Consider the following 15,903-nt stretch of genomic DNA (forward strand, 5'->3'; position numbering starts at 1 on the left):
TGTCAGGCCACGTCGTTCTCTCGCTCGATCGCCTTTAGGCGGTTCTTGAGCCGGTAGCTGGGGCCATTGATGGAGATCACTTCGCAGTGGTGGAGGAGCCGGTCGAGGATGGCGGTGGCGAGGACCTCGTCGCCGAAGACCTGGCCCCATTCGCTGAAGGTCTTGTTCGAGGTCAGGATGATCGAGCCCCTCTCGTAGCGCTTGGAGATGACCTGGAAGACCAGGTTCGCCTCGGCTCGTTCGAGGGCTGGTAGCCGACCTCGTCGACGACGAGGACGCTGGGCCGCAGGTAGGTGCCGAGCTTGTTCGTCAGCCGCCCGGCGGCTTCGGCGGCCTTGAGGTTGCGGACCATGTCGTCGAGGCTGGTGAAGTAGATCGAGTAGCCCGCCCGGCAGGCCGCGACCGCGAGAGCGACGGTGATGTGCGTCTTGCCGACCCCGGGCGGCCCGAGCAGGGCGGCGTTCGCCTTGCCGTCGACGAACGAGAGGGTGGCGAGGTCCTTGACCTTGCGCGGGTCGAGGTCGGGCTGGAAGGAGAAGTCGTACTCGTCGAGTGTCTTGTGGTGCGGCAGCCGGGAGAGCCGCAGGCCCTGGCGGAAGCGGCGGTCGTCACGGACGGCGAGTTCCTCGGAGAGGACCAAGTCGAGGAAGTCGAGTTAACCCATCCTTCCATCGTCGGCCCGCCGGGTGTACTCGTTGATCGTTTCGGCCAGGTGGGGCAGGCCGAGCTTGCCGGCCGTGTTGCGGATGCGGGTGGAGACCCGCTCGCTCAAGACGTTTCCCTCGTGCTCGGACGGATGGTGAAGGGACGGGTGCCGGTCAGCTCGTCATAGACCGACAGCGGACGGCGGCCGACCTCGACGCGGGTGGCCGCGGCCCGGTTCAGCAGTGCCTGCAGAGGTCCGGCCTCCTCGCCCAGTGGACGTTCATGGCGAGGTCGTGGCAGGACCTCGCCGGTGGTGGTGCGGCGTCCCTTGCCGGTGGGCAGACCGTCCCAGTGGGCCTCTTCGATGACGCGGACCCCGCGGCCGATCGCCCGCGGATGGGTGGCCAGCAGCGTCTCGCCGTCGGCGTTCGCAATGGTGGAGTGCAGCATGACCTGGGACTTCGTGGCCCTGATCTCCACCAGCTGACGCGGTCGGACCCTGCGGGCGGGCACCGAGTAGAGGTTGCCGCCGAAGGCGACCAGGCAGTCCTTGCCGACCGGCCGCAGCTGCCGCTCGGCCACCAGATACGGAGTCTCCGGCAGAGGTTTGAGGGCCATGTGGTCGCGGGCCGCCCGCTCTCCGATGATCTGCTGGTGAGTCCTGTGGGCCTGAGCCCGTCGTTGCGGCACCCATGCGGCGAAGGCGGCGTCCATCTCCTCGACGGAGGAGAAGGACCGGCCGGACAGGACGTGGTCACGGACGATGAGGACCTGCCGTTCGACGCGGCCCTTGCCGGTGGGCCGGTAGGCGGCGAGGACGTCGATGTCGAAGTCGTAGTGGCCGGCGAACCCGACCGCTTCCGGGTGCAGCGGGACGGCCTCGCCCGGAGCGACGTGGCGGCGGACGACGGTCTTCGTGCGGTCGTAGACGATCGTCATCGGGACGCCACCGAAGTGGGCGAAGGCCCGGCGGTGGCAGTCGAAGAACGTCTGGAGGGCCTGGCTGGTGGTGAAGAAGCAGAACGGGTCGCGCGAGTACGACAGCGTCATGTGGAAGGAGTAGACCTTCCCGATGCCCATGTGGGCGAGGATCTTTCCCTCGTCGCCCCAGTCGACCTGGGCCCGGGCGCCGGGGATGACCTCGAAGCGGCGGTGCATGCCGGCGAGTTCCTTCGGCGTGATGCCCAGGTCCTCGGGGATCCGAGGCCGGGCTTCCTGAACGTAGAGCTTGACCCTCTGGTAGTTGCCGGTGAACCCGTACTCCGCGGTCAGCCGCCCGTGGATCACCGCGGCCTTCATCAGGATCTCCGCCCGGAGCATCGAGTCGACCAGCGGCGCGAACTCGTCGATCACCCTCGCCTTCGACCGCCCGTTCGGCGACCGACGCGGCGGGGTCGCCGGATCCGGTGCCGACAGATACTTGCGGACCGTCTTCCGGTCCAGCCCGGTCTCCCGGGCCACCTCCGACAGGCTGATCGCCCCGGACTACAGCAGACTCCGGAAGCGTCGCAATTCCAACCATCGATGCGGATCCAGGACCATCGTCGACCGCCTTCCGCCGCCTCTCACCGACCAAGCAGCAGAGTGCCGAGCAGGAGGTCTCAACGCATCAACAACTGTCCCTTTGCATCCGTACGCGGGTGGGGACGTTCATGTGTACGCCGACAGTCGCGGTCGATACCGGCGGCGAGGGTATGGAGGCCGGGCAGGTTGTCGTTGCGGACGGCGTCGAGCCACTCGGGCAGCCGCCGGCCTTGTCGCTCGGTGAGGATCTCGGCGAAGGACCGAACTAGCCCGGTGAGTGCATCCAGTTCGGAGCAGTGGACCAGAACGGTCTTGAGGCGGAGCTGTTCCGCCCCGGTGAGGGTGTCGGGGCGGCGGAGGATCCAGCCGGCGACCGTGCGAGGTGAAGGCGGCGGTGCAGTGACCGGATCTGTCGAGAGACGCTTGGCGCGGAAGTAGGCGCGAACTCGCTGGTAACTGCCCTTGTAGCCGAGCGGCACGATCTCCTCCCATGCCTTCCACGCGTTGGTGCAGCCTTGGTTCCAACGATCGTCCAGGTACGGCTTGTACTCATCGAGTACGGAAGGGCGCCCCTGCCATTGGCCGCGGAAGAGATCCTCGGGCGCGGTGGCGTCGGCGAGGAATTTGACGGTGCGGTACGTCATTCCGGGTTGGCGTTGGATCGCGCGGCAGCTTTGGCCGGCGGCCTCCCGGTCAGGCAGCAGATCAACCGGCCGTCGGGTCTCAACATCGACCCGAACCGTTCCGTAGACGGGGCCCTTGCGCATGGCGTACTCATCGACGCCGACCACCTGCGGGGTCGGCGTCTCCGGGTCAGGCAACGCGTCGAGCAACCGCAACACCGCGCTGCGGCTGACGGACACCCCGAAGACCCGTGCCATCCGGGCGCCGGCCCGGCCGGCGAGGGCGAGACCGACCGCGGCAAGCGTCGAACACAACCACTCGGTCCACCTGCTGCGCCGACAAACACTGTCGCTGAAGGTGAGCCAAGCCAACCAGCGGCTCGTCGGTGGTTGAGGCCCCGCCCACGGCGATGTCTTCGGCCAATCCCGGGTGTGCGGCCTCCGTTCCGGAGTGGAACGTGTTCCGGCGGAGCGGAGTGAGGCGTTCGCGGCCCTGGCCTGTGCGCATCGCCGTTCCGGAGGGGGCTGCGGTGGGGGCGGTGCGGGACTGGACGCATCAATGACGGAGGACTTCGGTGAGGCGGTCGTCAGCGAGGTTCGGCCAGCGCGGCGGCGAGCTTGGCCCAGCGACGGAGGCGTTCGCGAGGACCGCGTCGCCTGCCGCGTCCGCTGCGCCGCACGCGGCACTGAGCATGGTGTGCACGGCTGTCGCGTTGCAGGCGGCGGTGATGGGCGAAGCCGATGCCCGGGTCGGCGACGCATCGGGCGGCATGTGCGGGACTCAGGTACTGCGGGATGCCGAGAGTTTCCAGGGTGTCGGCGGATCTGCCTTTGGAAGAGACCGAGCAGTCCGCCGTTTTTCACGACACTCGGACCGGCGGCAGGGGTGGCGATCGCCGCTGTGTGGAGATGTTGTCGCGGGTGCCAACGGCATCGAGTCCGAGACACCGAGCGGGAGAACAACTCCGGGTCGTCGCCCGCGCTGATGCATGCGACACCAGCAGCAAGGCACTATCGAGGGCATGACTCAGCTGCTCCCGGCTGCGGCAGGAGGGTGGACGATCGCCGCCGTCTCCTACGACAGTGCGGCCGCTCGCGGACTCACCCAGGCCCTTCAGCGTGAACAGTTCGCGACCTACGGGCGGGCCGACGCGCCCGAGGCCACCGCCGCCGCGGAGTTCGAGTCGCCCCACGGCGTTTTCCTTGTTGCTGCCCGCGCGGATGAGACCGCTCTTGCCTGCGGTGGATGGCGCACCGCCGGGCCCGCCACCGCCGAGGTCAAGCGCATGTACGTAGCCCCGACCGCCCGCGGACAAGGTCATGGTCGGCGGCTCTTGGAAGCCCTGGAACAAGACGCTTGGCGGCACGACATGACCCAGGTCATTCTGGAGACCGGCGTCAGTAACCACGCCGCGCTCGCCCTGTACACCCACTGCGGATACACCCTGGTCGAGCCCTACGTACCCGGCCGAGACCCACGGATCAACCGGGCACTGAGCAAGGCCCTGAGTCAGCCGCTGATGGCCCGTCAGCAGAACGACGGGCCGATGTAGCCAGTTCGGCTCTCTCCGAGGGTGGTTGCTCGAAGGGACTGGCGGATACCCGAGCGGCCGCTGAGCGGCCGGGTCTGCATCGGCAGGGTCCCACGGGCAGGTGCCAGTACGGGGCCGCCCGGCGGTCCATCTCGGGCAGGTCGGGATGAGCAGCGACGACACCCCGTTGTCCGCGGGGAACGGCACCGACAGTCGGCCGTCGTTCTCGCGCGTCCCACCGGGAACGTCTGATCCAGCGTCACGGAGTGGTGCCGCCGACGAACTCGTTCATCTCGCCGCTGTCATCCCGGGCTTCTATGGCCGCCGGGCCGCTACGGTCATCCGTATGACCGGACCCACGAGGCCCCCGCCCCGGTTGACCACTTGGCCGCGCTCTCCGCGCCGTACTCCCGCGAACGCGCCGAGATGATGGAAGCCTGGCTCGTTGGCGTCCACAGCATTGTGTCCGGAAAGTGCGTCGTCAGAGCCGCCGCGCCGGCGGCCGGGGCCGTCATGTGCACCCTCAGGGTGAGCCCGGACTCGGGTGCCACCAGTCCGTGCCGGGCCGCGAGGGCGTCGTGCCCCGGCTCTCCTTCCTCTGCGCCTTCCCCGTCACCCGCCGGCGCCGCGCGCACTGCGGGCCACATGGTCAGGGCGCGAGCAGGAGCGTACCGTCGCCGCGTCGGCCAACTGCCGGTTCGCCGCGGTCGGGACGCCAGAAGCCGGGAAGCGCTTCGCCCTCACTCTGACCGCACCACAGCGCACACGCACCACCCGTACACGCGCCACCTCTCGCACCATCCCCGCTCACCCCCTCGAAGGAGAGACACATGGGGCAGGAGAGAACGACGTGGTCCGCCATCCCCTGGCGGAGCCGTACGACCCGGCGACACCCCTCACGGTCCTCACACCCCTCACGGTCCTCGCGGTACGCGGCGATTCTGGCGTTCACCGTGGCGATTCCGCTGGCCGTCCCCGGGGGCGCGCTCGCCGCGCCCACCGGGGTCGGTGGAACCGCCGCCGTGGCGGACGCACCGTCGCCGACCGCGCAGTGGGACGCTCTGCGGCCCAAGCTGGCCGGTATCAAAGGCGTCTGGACCAACCAGAGTTACCCCGGCTCCGTGCAGAACACGATGCCGGACACCGCCCTCCTCGGGAACGGCGACGTGGGTGTGACCTCCGGCGGCAGCACCGGCGTGAAGTCGTTCTACGTCTCCAAGGGCGACTTCTGGAGCGGCAATCCCGCGCGCCCCGCGCCCATCGGCGGTGTGACCATCCAGGGCACCACCCCGCAGAACAACGCCAACCTCGCGCTCGGCGCCACGGCCACCGCCAGCAGCACCACGGACCCCTTCGCCCCCTCGCGGGCGGTCAACGGGCAGTGGGGCAGCGGGTACGAGGGCTGGGTCTCGGCGATCGGCAAACCGCAGTGGATCACCCTCGACCTCGGCTCGGTGAAGTCCGTCGCCCGTTATGTGGTCCGCAACGACAACGCGGCACGCCCCGGCAACGCCTCCTTCAACACCAAGAACATGACGTTCCAGACCAGTACCAACGGCTCCTCCTGGAACACCGTCAACACGGTCACCGACAACACGGCCGATGTCATCGACCGGACCATCACCGCCGTACAGACGCGGTACATCCGGCTCAACATCACCGAGCCGACGCAGAGCACCACCCCCGACTCGACCGACAACCCACGGGCGCGCATCGGCCAGATCGAGCTGTACGCGAGCGGCGGCGGTACGACCCCGCCCGCCGAGCCGTTCCGCGAGGAGCAGCACATCGTGGACGGGTCGATCACCACGTCCGTGTCGATGGGTGGCACCCCGCTGTCGATGAGGACCTGGCTGGCGGCCGAGAAGAACGTCCTGGTCACCTCCGTCACCTCGACCGGCACCCAGCCCGTGCAGCTCCAGGCGTCGACGTTCGCCGGCGCGGTGGGCGGCGGCAACGCGTCGTACGCCAACTCGGCCGGCGTCAACGGCCAGGTGATGTGGGCGGAGCGTGCCACGGCCCCCGGGGCCAACTGGGTGTCGCGTGGGGCGCTGGCGTCAACGGTCCTCGGTGGTACGGCGGTTCAGCCTCCCACCGTCTCCGGCCCGACGGCGAGGACGGTCTTCACCCTCCCGGCCGGCCAGACGGCGCACCTCGTGACGTCGATCGCGGGCGGCGGCCGGAACCCGGTGGCGCCGCGCGACAGCGCGGTGTCGCTGGTACGGGCGGAGAACACCGGCTCGATCGGGACGCTCGACACCCAGCGGGTCGCCTGGTGGAAGAACTACTGGATGCGCTCGGGCGTGAATCTGAACGACGCGGCGCTGGAGCGGTTCTACTACCCCGCGCAGTACTTCATCGGCGCGTCGAGCCGGCAGGGCAGAATCGCGCCCGGTCTCTTCGGTATCTGGACGACCACGGACTCACCGCAGTTCAACGGTGACTACCACTTGAACTACAACGCGCAGGCGCCGTTCTACGGTGTCTACTCCAGCAATCGCCCCGAACTCGCCCTGCCGTTCCATGAGTTGATCCTCGGCTACGTGCCCGAGGCGCAGCGCCGGGCCAAGCAGGACCTGCGGCGGGTGAAGCCGGACTACGTCGACCGGCGCTTCCCGAGCGGCGGGGTGCCGTCGGGGGTGCTGTACCCAGTGGGCATCGGGCCGTTCGGTTCGACGAGCGGCTCGACCACGGACGACCAGTACCACCAGCAGGTCTCCAACTCCCTCTTCTCCGCGACCCAGTTCATCTCCTACTACGAGTACACGCAGGACGTGGAGTTCCTGCGGACCAAGGGCTATCCGTTCCTGACACAGGTGGCGCAGTTCTTCGAGCACTGGCTGGAGCGGAACGCGAACGGCACGTACACGCTCTGGGGCGGGCCGCACGAAGGCACCTGGGGCAGGAACTCCTCACCCGACATCGGCATGCTCAAGCAGGTGCTGACAGCGGCCATCGCCGGCAGCGAGAGGCTCGGGGTGGACGCGGCCAAACGGCCCGTCTGGCAGAACATCCTCAACAACCTGCCCGCCCAGCCGACCACTGTCCTGGGCGGCAGGACGGTCTACTCCCTCGCGGAGACCATGGAGGGCTCGGACACCCGGGTCATCCGCCCCGGTGACAACACCATCAACCTCGAATTCGTCCAGCCCGCCGACCAGTTGGGCGTCAACTCCGACGCCGGGCAACTCCAGGTCGCGCGTGACACGGTCGACGCGATGAACAGCTGGGACCAGCACAACAGCTTCCCGAAGATCTTCACCCAGGCGGCCAGGGCCGGCTATCCGGCGCAGGCGCTGATCGACCGCCTCAAGTCGGTCCTCTCCGCGCGCACGGCGGCCAATCTGCGGATCACCGACCCGAACCACGGGATCGAGAAGTCCGGCACCACCGAGGCGATCAACAGCATGCTGGTCCAGAGCGACAAGGGCATCGTCGCCCTCTTCCCGACCTGGCCCACGACGAAGGACGCGAGCTTCTACCAGCTCCGGCAGAAGGGCGCGTTCGTGGTGTCCAGCTCGAAGAAGGCGGGCCGGGTGGAGTACGCCGACGTCCGGAGCGAGGCGGGCGGCACGCTGCGGCTGAGGAACCCGTGGGGCGGCGGGGCGTTCCGGGTGACGGACGCGAACGGGAACACCGTGCCGTACACCACCCCGGGGGGTGTGATCACGGTCCAGACGACGGCAGGGCAGACGTACCACGTCAACCCGGCGTGAACCCGTCCCGGCAGGTGTGAGAGCGAGCGTGGCGCCGTGGCACTGTCCCCGGCGCCACGCGGACGGACGGTCCACCGGGCCTGCGGTCTCTGCGGGGTAGCCCGGCGTTCTGCGGGGACGGGCCCGGGCTGCCCCGACCCGTCCCACAACGTCAGTGCGCCGTCGCCTGCCGCCGGGGACGAATGCCGTTCCTGAGAGGGTCCGTGGCGACCGCTGCCCAAGAGCGGGCACTGCCGGGGACTGTCAACTGTCGGGCTTTTCCTCGCCCTCCGGCAGATACCAGCGGTACGGCGCGATCAGGTCCGTGGCGGCAGGTTCGGGCCCCCACGAGCCGACCGCGTAAGGCTGGAGCGGCGGAGGGTTCGTCAGCAGGTCGGAGGCGGTCTCCCAGATCCGTTCGATGCCGTCCGACCTCGTGAACAGCGCCTGGTCGCCCAGCATCGCGTCGAGGATCAGCCGTTCGTAGCCCTCGAGCGCGTTCTTCTCCCGGAACGTGTCCCCGTAGCGGAAGGTCATCCGTGCGGGGCTCAGGTGCATGGCCGGTCCTGGCTTCTTGGCCAGGAACCGGGCGGCGATCCAGCCGGGATCGCCGAAGTCGATCACGATCGAGTCGTCGCCGGCGGTCTCGTCCCCGGGGAACATCCGCAGCGGTGGTTCGCGCAGGCTCAGACTGATCACCTGCCGGCGCTGCGCGAGGGACTTGCCGGAGCGCAGGTAGAAGGGCACCCCCGCCCAGCGCCGGTTGTCGACCTCCACGCGCATCGCGACGAAGGTCTCGGTCGCCGAGTCCGGTGCGACGCCCGGCTCTTCTCGGTAGCCCTCGTACTGGCCGCGCACGACATGCGCGGGATCGATGGGCCGCATCGCCCTGAAGACCTTGACCTTCTCGTCCCGAAGCGGTCCCGCTTCGAGGGACGCCGGAGGCTCCATGGCCACGAGGCTCAGCACCTGGATGAGATGTGTGACAAGCATGTCCCGGAACGTGCCGGTCTCTTCGAAGAACTGGGCGCGCCCTTCGATCCCGATCGTCTCGGGCACATCGATCTGCACGGCGCTGATGTGGTCACGGTTCCAGATGGGTTCGAACAGGCCGTTGGCGAAGCGCAGGGCGAGGATGTTCTCCACCGACTCCTTGCCGAGGAAATGGTCGATGCGGAACACCCGCGACTCGTCGAAGACGGAGTGGATGATTCTGTTGAGCTCGCGCGCGGAGGCCAGGTCGGTTCCGAAGGGCTTCTCGACGATCACCCGCCCGTTCTTCGCGAGTCCCGTGGCACCCAGCATCCCGATGACCGAGCGGGAGGCGGCGGGAGGAACCGCGAGATGGAACAGGCGGCGCGGACGGCCCCCCAGGGCGTCCTCGGCCGCCTTCACCTTCGTGAGCAGTGGTTCGGGGTTGTCAGGGTCGGCCGCGCCGAAGGAGAGCGCGGCCTCGAACGACTTCCACGCCTTTCCGGCAGGTTGGGTGAGGCCGTAGGTGGCGACCGCCTCGTGGGCGTGGTCCCGGAAGTCCGCGTCGCTCATGGCGGCCGAGGCGGGGGCCGAGCCCACGACGCGGTAGTTCTCGGGCAGCAGGCCCGCCGCCGCGAGATGGAAGAGACCGGGGATCAGCTTGCGCGTCGCGAGATCGCCGGTGGCTCCGAAGATCACGACGACATGAGGATCCGGGCGCGTCATGATCCACTCCCCTTCTCCACGTGGCCGCCGAACTCACCGCGCATTGCCGACAGGACCTTGTCGGTGAACTCGCCGAGTCCCCGGGACTGGAATCGCTCGGTGAGCGCCGTCGAGATGACACCGGCGGGTACGCCCTCGTCGACCGCCGCGAGGACGGTCCACCGGCCTTCGCCGGAATCGGAGACGCGGCCGGTGAATTCATCGAGACCCGGGGACCGCGCGAGGGCGTCGGCGATCAGGTCGACCAGCCAGGACCCGACCACCGAACCGCGGCGCCAGACCTCGGCGACCTCGGCGACGTCAATGTCGTACCGGTACGCCTCGGGTTCGCGAAGGGGAGTGGTCTCGGCGTCCGCCGTCCGCTTCCTGAGGCCGACGTCCGCGTGTTCGATGATGCTGAGACCCTCGGCGATCGAGGCCATCATCCCGTACTCGATCCCGTTGTGGACCATCTTCACGAAGTGCCCGGCGCCGCTCGGCCCGCAGTGCAGATAGCCGTGGGGAGCGGTGCCGTCCGTGCGGGTCCTGCCTGGTGTGGGCTCGGCCGCGCCCTCACCGGGGGCGATGCTCCTGAAGACCGGGTCGAGCCGGGCGACCGGCTCCTTCTCTCCGCCGATCATGAGGCAGTAGCCGCGGTCGAGGCCCCAGATGCCGCCGGAGGTTCCGCAGTCCAGGTAGTGGATCCCACGGGGGGCGAGCTGTTGGGCGCGGACGATGTCGTCCCGGTAGTAGGAGTTGCCGCCGTCGATGACCGCGTCGTCGGGATCGAGCAGTGCGACCAGTTCGTCGAGCGCCGGCTGGACCACGCCGGCAGGCAGCATGAGCCAGGCGTTACGGGGCTGCTCCAGCTTCGCCGCGAAATCGGCGATCGAGGAGGCACCGACCGCCCCCTCACTCTCCAGATCTGCGACCGCGCTCCTGTCGAGGTCGAAGACGACACAGCGGTGTCCGTCCCGCATGAGCCTGCGTACGAGGTTCGCGCCCATCCGGCCGAGCCCGATCATGCCCAATTGCATGGGGGTGTCTGTCGTCATGGCTGTTCTCCTCCAGGGGAAGGGCGCCGACCGACCGGGGTCCCGGCAATGGGGAGATCTTTGTTCTCGGGCCGGGGGAGCGCCCGGTCACGAAAGAGTCGCCCGTTGCTGGGAAATGCGGTCCGGAATGTCGTTCCATGAGGTGCCGAAGGGCTCCTTCGGCGTCACTCTGGCAGATGGTCGGCGAAAGCCGGGTCATCGACGCCGACGTCGGCGAAGCGTGTCAGCCTCACGTCGCACTCGTCGCCGGTGTCCCGTCGGGCCGGGCGCTGATGGCGAGCAGCGCGGCAAATCCGGTGGCAGGAAGCGTATGGGGCCCCATTCGGGCCATCGTGTCCTGGGCGGTGTGGCCGGTGCCCGCGTCACCGGGTAGGTCGCTGGGCGGCCGGCAGCCCCAGGGAACCGAGGAGGGAGAGGCGTTCCGCTGTCGGTGTGCCAGGCGCGGGGGAGAACAGGGCGAGGATCTGTGTGCGCTCCTCGTCGAGGAGCATCTGGCAGTCGAATTGCAGCAGGCCGACCTCGGGGTGCTGGATCCGCTTGCGTCTGCCGCGCATGACTCCCACCGCGTGCAGACGCCAGAGGGCCTCGAACTCGGGACTTGCCCGTAGCAGCCGTTTGACCAGGTCCTTCGCCTGCGCGTCGTCACGGCGAACGACCGCGGCACGCAGGTCGGCGACGAGTGCCCGGGACTCTGTCGCGTGGTCCTGGACCGGATACCCGGCGCGGGCGCCGGGATCGGTGAACCACCGGTACACCACGGTGCCCGTCGGGCCGCGCAGCGCGGTGAGGTCACCGAAGACGGACCGGGCCAGGCCGTTCTGTACCAGGGTGGCACCGAGGTCGGTCATCACCTGCGCCGGGACGTCGGACAGGCGGTCCAGGGCGGCCAGCAGGCTCGGCGAGACATGGTCGTCGGAGGAGCTGCGGTCCGGCGGCGGATGCCCCGCCAGCCGGAAGAGATGGTCGCGCTCGTCCAGGGTCAGGCGCAGTGCCCTGGTGATCGCCCGCAGCATGTCCGGCGACGGCTGCGGCGCGCGGTCCTGCTCCAGCCGGGTGTAGTAGTCCGTCGACATGTCGGCCAGGTGCGCGACCTCCTCACGGCGCAGTCCGGGAGTGCGCCGCCGCCGTGTGCCCGGGAGGCCGACGTCCCCGGGGTCGAGCGCCTCCCTGCGCACCCGCAGGAAGTCCGCCAGTTGCTTGGGATCCACAGATCCAGTCTGCGCCCCGGTCGGATCGGCAGCCAGAGACCGCCGATCCCCGGGTAGGGCGACTCTGCCTGACCGCCGTGATCGGCGAAAGACTGGCCATCAGACCGGGACCCGCCCGATCGGATGCTGGAGAAGATCCTGATGACCGAAGCAAGAACCTCCCGGACCTGGTTCCTGACCGGAGCGTCCCGCGGGCTGGGCGCGCACTGGGCCGAGGCGATCCTCGCCTGCGGCGACCGGCTCGCGGCGGCTGCCCGTGACACGACGGCGCTGGCGCCGCTGTCCGAGCGCTACGGGGACCGCTTCCTGCCGCTGCGGCTCGACGTCCGCGACGCCACGGGTGTCCGCGAGGCCGTACGGAACGCCGAGGCGACGCTCGGCGGAATCGACGTGCTGGTCAACAACGCGGGTCACATGCTCGTCGGCGCCGTCGAAGAGGCCGACGAAGAGCAGGCCCGAGCCCAGATGGACGTCAACTACTTCGGCGCGCTGTGGGCCACCCGGGCCGTACTCCCCGGAATGCGCGAGCGCCGTGCGGGCCGGATCCTTCAGGTGTCCTCCTACGGAGGCCTCGTCGCCATGCCGGCACTCGGCATCTACCAGGCCTCGAAATGGGCCCTTGAGGCGATGAGCGAATCACTCGCCGCCGAGGTCGCGGCGTACGGCATCCACGTCACCCTGATCGAGCCGCTCATGTTCTCCACCGGTCTGGCCACCGAGTCCCCGCAGGTCAAGCAGGACCCGGCCTACGACCACGCCCGGGGGGCCCTGTACGCGGGGGCCGAAGCCGCCGGATTCACGCCGGGCGACACCGCGGCGACCTCCGACGCCCTCCTCGCACTCGTGGACACGCCCGAGCCGCCCATGCGGGTCCTGTTCGGAACCGGCGGCCTGGAGCCCCTGCGTACCGAGTACGCCGCCCGACTCGCCGGGCTGGAGCAGTGGGACCACATCTCCCGCCTCGCACAGGGCAAGCCCACCACCTCCTGAGCCGATCCGACCGCCAGGGCGAGCACACGCCGTACGCAGACCGCCAGTTCGGTCCCTGGGGGAAGAGCCCGTCTGCGGGAGTCGGACCGACCGTCGCAGCCCGGTGGTCAGTCCGCGTACACGAAGATGAGAGACAGTGCCGCGAAGGGCACGACGGACCCGCCGAGCAGCGTCAGGACCGCCGGGACCGCCGCCGTCAGTCGCTCCCTCCCCTTGCGCCGGCCCGAGCGGAACACGACGCGGGCCAAGATGAGCGGCAGCGCGGCAAGGGCGAGGAAGATCACCGGCGCCAGGAACCGGCTGAACGCGGTGGCGGTGTCGTCGGTGACCAGTTGCCAGGCGGTCGCACCGAAGACCACCGCCGGACCGACCAGCAGACAGAATGAGAGGACCGACGCCACGGCGACGGTCAGTCCTTCCGTCACCCGCTTGGCACGCGTGCGCTCCCGGCGCACTTCCGCTTCCCCGCCGTTCCCCATGCCCATCCCCCTGCTGCCGCAGTCCGGTGCCGTTCGCGCTCGGTCGAGCCGTTCGGTCCGAGGCCAGCACGAAACGACAACGCCCAGGGCCCAGCGCCGCGGGTCTCATGAATCTACCGGCCCGTCAGACCTTCCGTTCCCCTGACTACCGGCATCCGCCCGGCGTTCCCTCCACGGCCGACCACTCGCATCTCCCGCCTCGGGCCCGGGCGCGGTAGCTCTTCGTCACGCGAGTATCACGAAAGGTGACCTCACGAGCGCTCCTGGGTGGCAGCATCGGTGTCGTCCGTCGGCAGAGGAAAGCGGAAGGCACCGTGACGTCCGAGAACAGAGCGAGCGCGACCGTTCGCGTTTCGCGCGACAAGCTTGCGCGTCGTGTCGTGGCGCGGGTGGCGCCCGACGAGTTGGCGGCATTCTCCCTGCTCGCGGTCCCCTATCGCGGCGAACCGAGGTCGCGTCCGCGGGCCGAGAGAGACAGACCGCTGGGCAGCGGGCTAGGCGATGTCTCCGGGGCGGTGACACCGGTGGTCGTCGTGGTCACCGGCTGGGCGGTCGCGGCGCTGGTCTCGGGCGCCGCGGAGGAGGTGAAGAACCGGGGTACGCGCTGGACAGCGGCGTTACTGGACCTGCTGTCGCGCAAGCCCCGTGACAGCGACAGTGTCGAGGTGCCGGTCGCGGCGCTCAGCGACAGCCAGCTGCGCGCCGTACGCACGTCGGTATGTGCCAAGGCGGAGCACCTCGGTATGGACTCGGCGGCGGCGGTCGTCCTCTCGGATGCCGTGGTCGGCGAACTCGTGCTGCTGAGGCCGGAAGGTGTCCAGGAGTCGCAGACGTGACCGCCTGTCGCCCTCCTGTCCTCACCATTCGGGCGTTCCCCTCCGATCTCGCGCTGATGCTGGGGCTGCTCGCGGCCACCGTGCTGACCGGAGACCTGTTCTTCTCCCTGTGGCTGGCCGACCGGGAGGCGCCCATGGACTGTGCCTTCGGGCAATTCATGAACTGCCCCAAAGAAGCCGGGGCGATGTTCAGCGGCACGCTGAAGTACCTCGCGCTGCTCCTTGGACCGGGCCCGCTGATCTACTACGTGGCGACCCTGCGGAGCGTCCAGCGCTCCATGCCCTTGGCCGACGCCCCATTCACAGGGGCGACCCCGGCGGTCCGGAATCTCGTTCGGGAAGCGGGACTCCAGCGCGAGCCGACCGTGATGGTGGACCCGAACGCGCGAGCCGGTGCGTATGTCACCGGCGGCTTCCTCTGGCCACCGCTCCTGATGCTGGGGCCGGAGCTGCTGGCCATGCGGGAGAAGGACGAACACTCCCACCGGATCTTCGAAGCCGTCGTACGCCACGAGATCGCACATCTGCGGAGCGGAGATCTGCGGTCGTACGCCGTGATGACAGCCCTGCGTTGGTCGAATCTCCTGGCGGGGGCCTTCACCGCGTACGTACTGGCGCTCTCCCCCGGGGAACTGGGCGGATTCCCCACCCTGGTGCGGATCGTCCTCCTGATCACGCTCGGCGAGCTGATCGCGCGAGCGTATCTGCGCTTTCGTGAATATCACGCGGACCTTCACGCCGGGCTGGCGGACCGCGACGCGCTCATGGCCGCACTCGACGCTCAGGGCGAGGGAACAGAGGCAAAGCTCCGAAGCTGGCTGCGTCACCACCCCATGGGCGGAGAGCGGCGGGGTGCGCTCGAGGTGCCGGAACGGATCCTCGCCTCCTCCCGCGGCATCGTCTTTCTCGGCGGGACCACGGCCGGAGTGCTGCTGGCGACCCTCCAGGACATGCTGCTGAGGTTCTACGGTCCGCGCGACAAGTTCTTCAGCCCGTTCCTGTGCGGACTCCTCGTCGGGCTCGGCCTGACGATGTTTCTGGCCTTCACGCTGTGGCGTCATCACTGGTACGCCGGCACCACCAGCGTCATGCGGACCGTGTCCACCGCGGTGCTCGCGGCGGCAGGGCTGCTCGCCGGCACCTGGACCGCCCTCTACACCAGAGGCTCCAGCTTCGGGATCTTCGGCTTCCCCCTGGCACCGTCCGTGCTCACCGCGCTGGTCGTCGGCATGCTGCTGCTGTGCGGCTGGCTCACCCTGCTCGGCGCCCAGTGGTTCCGCGTCGATCCCCACGCGGAGCGGATACCGCGATTCCTGAGGGTGGCCGTGCCGTCAGCCTGCCTTCTGGGTGGGTGGCTGTTCGTCGTTCTGTGGACCTGGGCGGTTCTTCTGCGCAGCGCGACGCTTCTTTGCTCGCAGCCGGGACACACCTGCACATCCGCCGCTCCGGAGCTGGTGACTGCTTTCATCACAGGTCGCTTCGGTCCCGGACCGGTCCTCGTGGCGGTCGTGTTCGTCGCTCTGGCCGTCCCCCTCGCCATCCGGTCATGGAACCTCCGGAAACCCCGAGCGGATGCCTGCGAGTGCCTGCGGACGTAACCGGGCGAGGCGGTGCCCGACCACTGCCTCCCGATCACGGT

General features: G+C 69.2%; 10 protein-coding genes and 2 pseudogenes. 5 read left to right on the top strand and 7 right to left on the bottom strand.

Annotated features, from left to right (window positions below):
• Positions 1-2 precede the first annotated feature (2 nt).
• The 3 genes and pseudogenes from istB to ACFWU9_RS27650 all read right to left on the bottom strand — a co-directional run bounded on the left by istB (position 3) and on the right by ACFWU9_RS27650 (position 3,164).
• Positions 3-772 (bottom strand): annotated as a pseudogene (istB, locus tag ACFWU9_RS27640) (IS21-like element helper ATPase IstB).
• Positions 769-2,187, bottom strand: a pseudogene (gene istA / locus ACFWU9_RS27645) (IS21 family transposase). Before istA ends, istB begins: the two co-directional pseudogenes overlap by 4 nt.
• 59 nt (positions 2,188-2,246) lie before the next feature.
• Complete coding sequence (locus tag ACFWU9_RS27650; RefSeq protein WP_384323058.1) at positions 2,247-3,164, bottom strand: hypothetical protein; 918 nt, start codon at positions 3,162-3,164, stop codon at positions 2,247-2,249.
• Between the two features lie 650 nt (positions 3,165-3,814).
• Here ACFWU9_RS27650 and ACFWU9_RS27655 point away from each other — a divergent pair.
• Both ACFWU9_RS27655 and ACFWU9_RS27660 read left to right on the top strand, forming a co-directional pair.
• A complete protein-coding gene (locus ACFWU9_RS27655; RefSeq protein WP_384323061.1) occupies positions 3,815-4,345 on the top strand; it encodes a GNAT family N-acetyltransferase in 531 nt (176 codons plus the stop codon).
• 809 nt (positions 4,346-5,154) lie between these two features.
• Positions 5,155-8,040, top strand: coding sequence for a discoidin domain-containing protein (locus ACFWU9_RS27660; RefSeq protein WP_384323063.1), 2,886 nt, complete (start codon positions 5,155-5,157; stop codon positions 8,038-8,040).
• 243 nt (positions 8,041-8,283) lie between these two features.
• Here ACFWU9_RS27660 and zwf read toward each other — a convergent pair whose 3' ends face one another.
• From zwf to ACFWU9_RS27675, 3 genes are all read right to left on the bottom strand, one after another.
• Positions 8,284-9,717, bottom strand: coding sequence for a glucose-6-phosphate dehydrogenase (gene zwf, locus ACFWU9_RS27665; RefSeq protein WP_384323065.1), 1,434 nt, complete (start codon positions 9,715-9,717; stop codon positions 8,284-8,286).
• Positions 9,714-10,751: a phosphogluconate dehydrogenase (NAD(+)-dependent, decarboxylating) gene (gnd, locus tag ACFWU9_RS27670; RefSeq protein ID WP_384323067.1), complete on the bottom strand. Its 1,038-nt coding sequence runs from the start codon at positions 10,749-10,751 to the stop codon at positions 9,714-9,716. The genes zwf and gnd overlap by 4 nt, the downstream gene beginning before the upstream one ends.
• Positions 10,752-11,113: 362 nt before the next feature.
• Positions 11,114-11,959, bottom strand: coding sequence for a helix-turn-helix transcriptional regulator (locus ACFWU9_RS27675; protein ID WP_384323069.1), 846 nt, complete (start codon positions 11,957-11,959; stop codon positions 11,114-11,116).
• Between the two features lie 141 nt (positions 11,960-12,100).
• Between ACFWU9_RS27675 and ACFWU9_RS27680 the strand changes: the two genes are divergently transcribed.
• Entirely contained in the window at positions 12,101-12,949 is an 849-nt protein-coding gene (locus ACFWU9_RS27680; protein WP_384323071.1) for an SDR family NAD(P)-dependent oxidoreductase, read from the top strand.
• Positions 12,950-13,056: 107 nt separating this feature from the next.
• Here the strand turns inward: ACFWU9_RS27680 and ACFWU9_RS27685 are convergent, their stop codons facing one another.
• On the bottom strand, positions 13,057-13,428 hold the full coding sequence (locus ACFWU9_RS27685; protein ID WP_384323073.1) for a hypothetical protein: 372 nt from the start codon (positions 13,426-13,428) through the stop codon (positions 13,057-13,059).
• A 314-nt stretch (positions 13,429-13,742) separates the two neighbouring features.
• Here ACFWU9_RS27685 and ACFWU9_RS27690 point away from each other — a divergent pair, with 314 nt between their 5' ends.
• Positions 13,743-14,264 (top strand): hypothetical protein, encoded by a 522-nt coding sequence (locus ACFWU9_RS27690; protein WP_384323075.1) that lies wholly within the window; start codon positions 13,743-13,745, stop codon positions 14,262-14,264.
• The gene (locus ACFWU9_RS27695; RefSeq protein WP_384323076.1) at positions 14,261-15,862 is read left to right on the top strand and encodes a M48 family metallopeptidase; all 1,602 of its coding nucleotides are present in this window, start codon (positions 14,261-14,263) and stop codon (positions 15,860-15,862) included. The genes ACFWU9_RS27690 and ACFWU9_RS27695 overlap by 4 nt, the downstream gene beginning before the upstream one ends.
• Positions 15,863-15,903: the final 41 nt, after the last annotated feature.

This window comes from Streptomyces sp. NPDC058653, assembly GCF_042716895.1.
Taxonomy (GTDB): domain Bacteria; phylum Actinomycetota; class Actinomycetes; order Streptomycetales; family Streptomycetaceae; genus Streptomyces.

Coding starts and splice junctions, on each gene's coding strand:
- ACFWU9_RS27655 (WP_384323061.1), top strand. CDS start 3,815: ATGACTCAGCTGCTCCCGGCTGCGGCAGGAGGGTGGACGATCGCCGCC.
- ACFWU9_RS27660 (WP_384323063.1), top strand. CDS start 5,155: ATGGGGCAGGAGAGAACGACGTGGTCCGCCATCCCCTGGCGGAGCCGT.
- zwf (WP_384323065.1), bottom strand. CDS start 9,717: ATGACGCGCCCGGATCCTCATGTCGTCGTGATCTTCGGAGCCACCGGC.
- ACFWU9_RS27680 (WP_384323071.1), top strand. CDS start 12,101: ATGACCGAAGCAAGAACCTCCCGGACCTGGTTCCTGACCGGAGCGTCC.
- gnd (WP_384323067.1), bottom strand. CDS start 10,751: ATGACGACAGACACCCCCATGCAATTGGGCATGATCGGGCTCGGCCGG.
- ACFWU9_RS27685 (WP_384323073.1), bottom strand. CDS start 13,428: ATGGGGAACGGCGGGGAAGCGGAAGTGCGCCGGGAGCGCACGCGTGCC.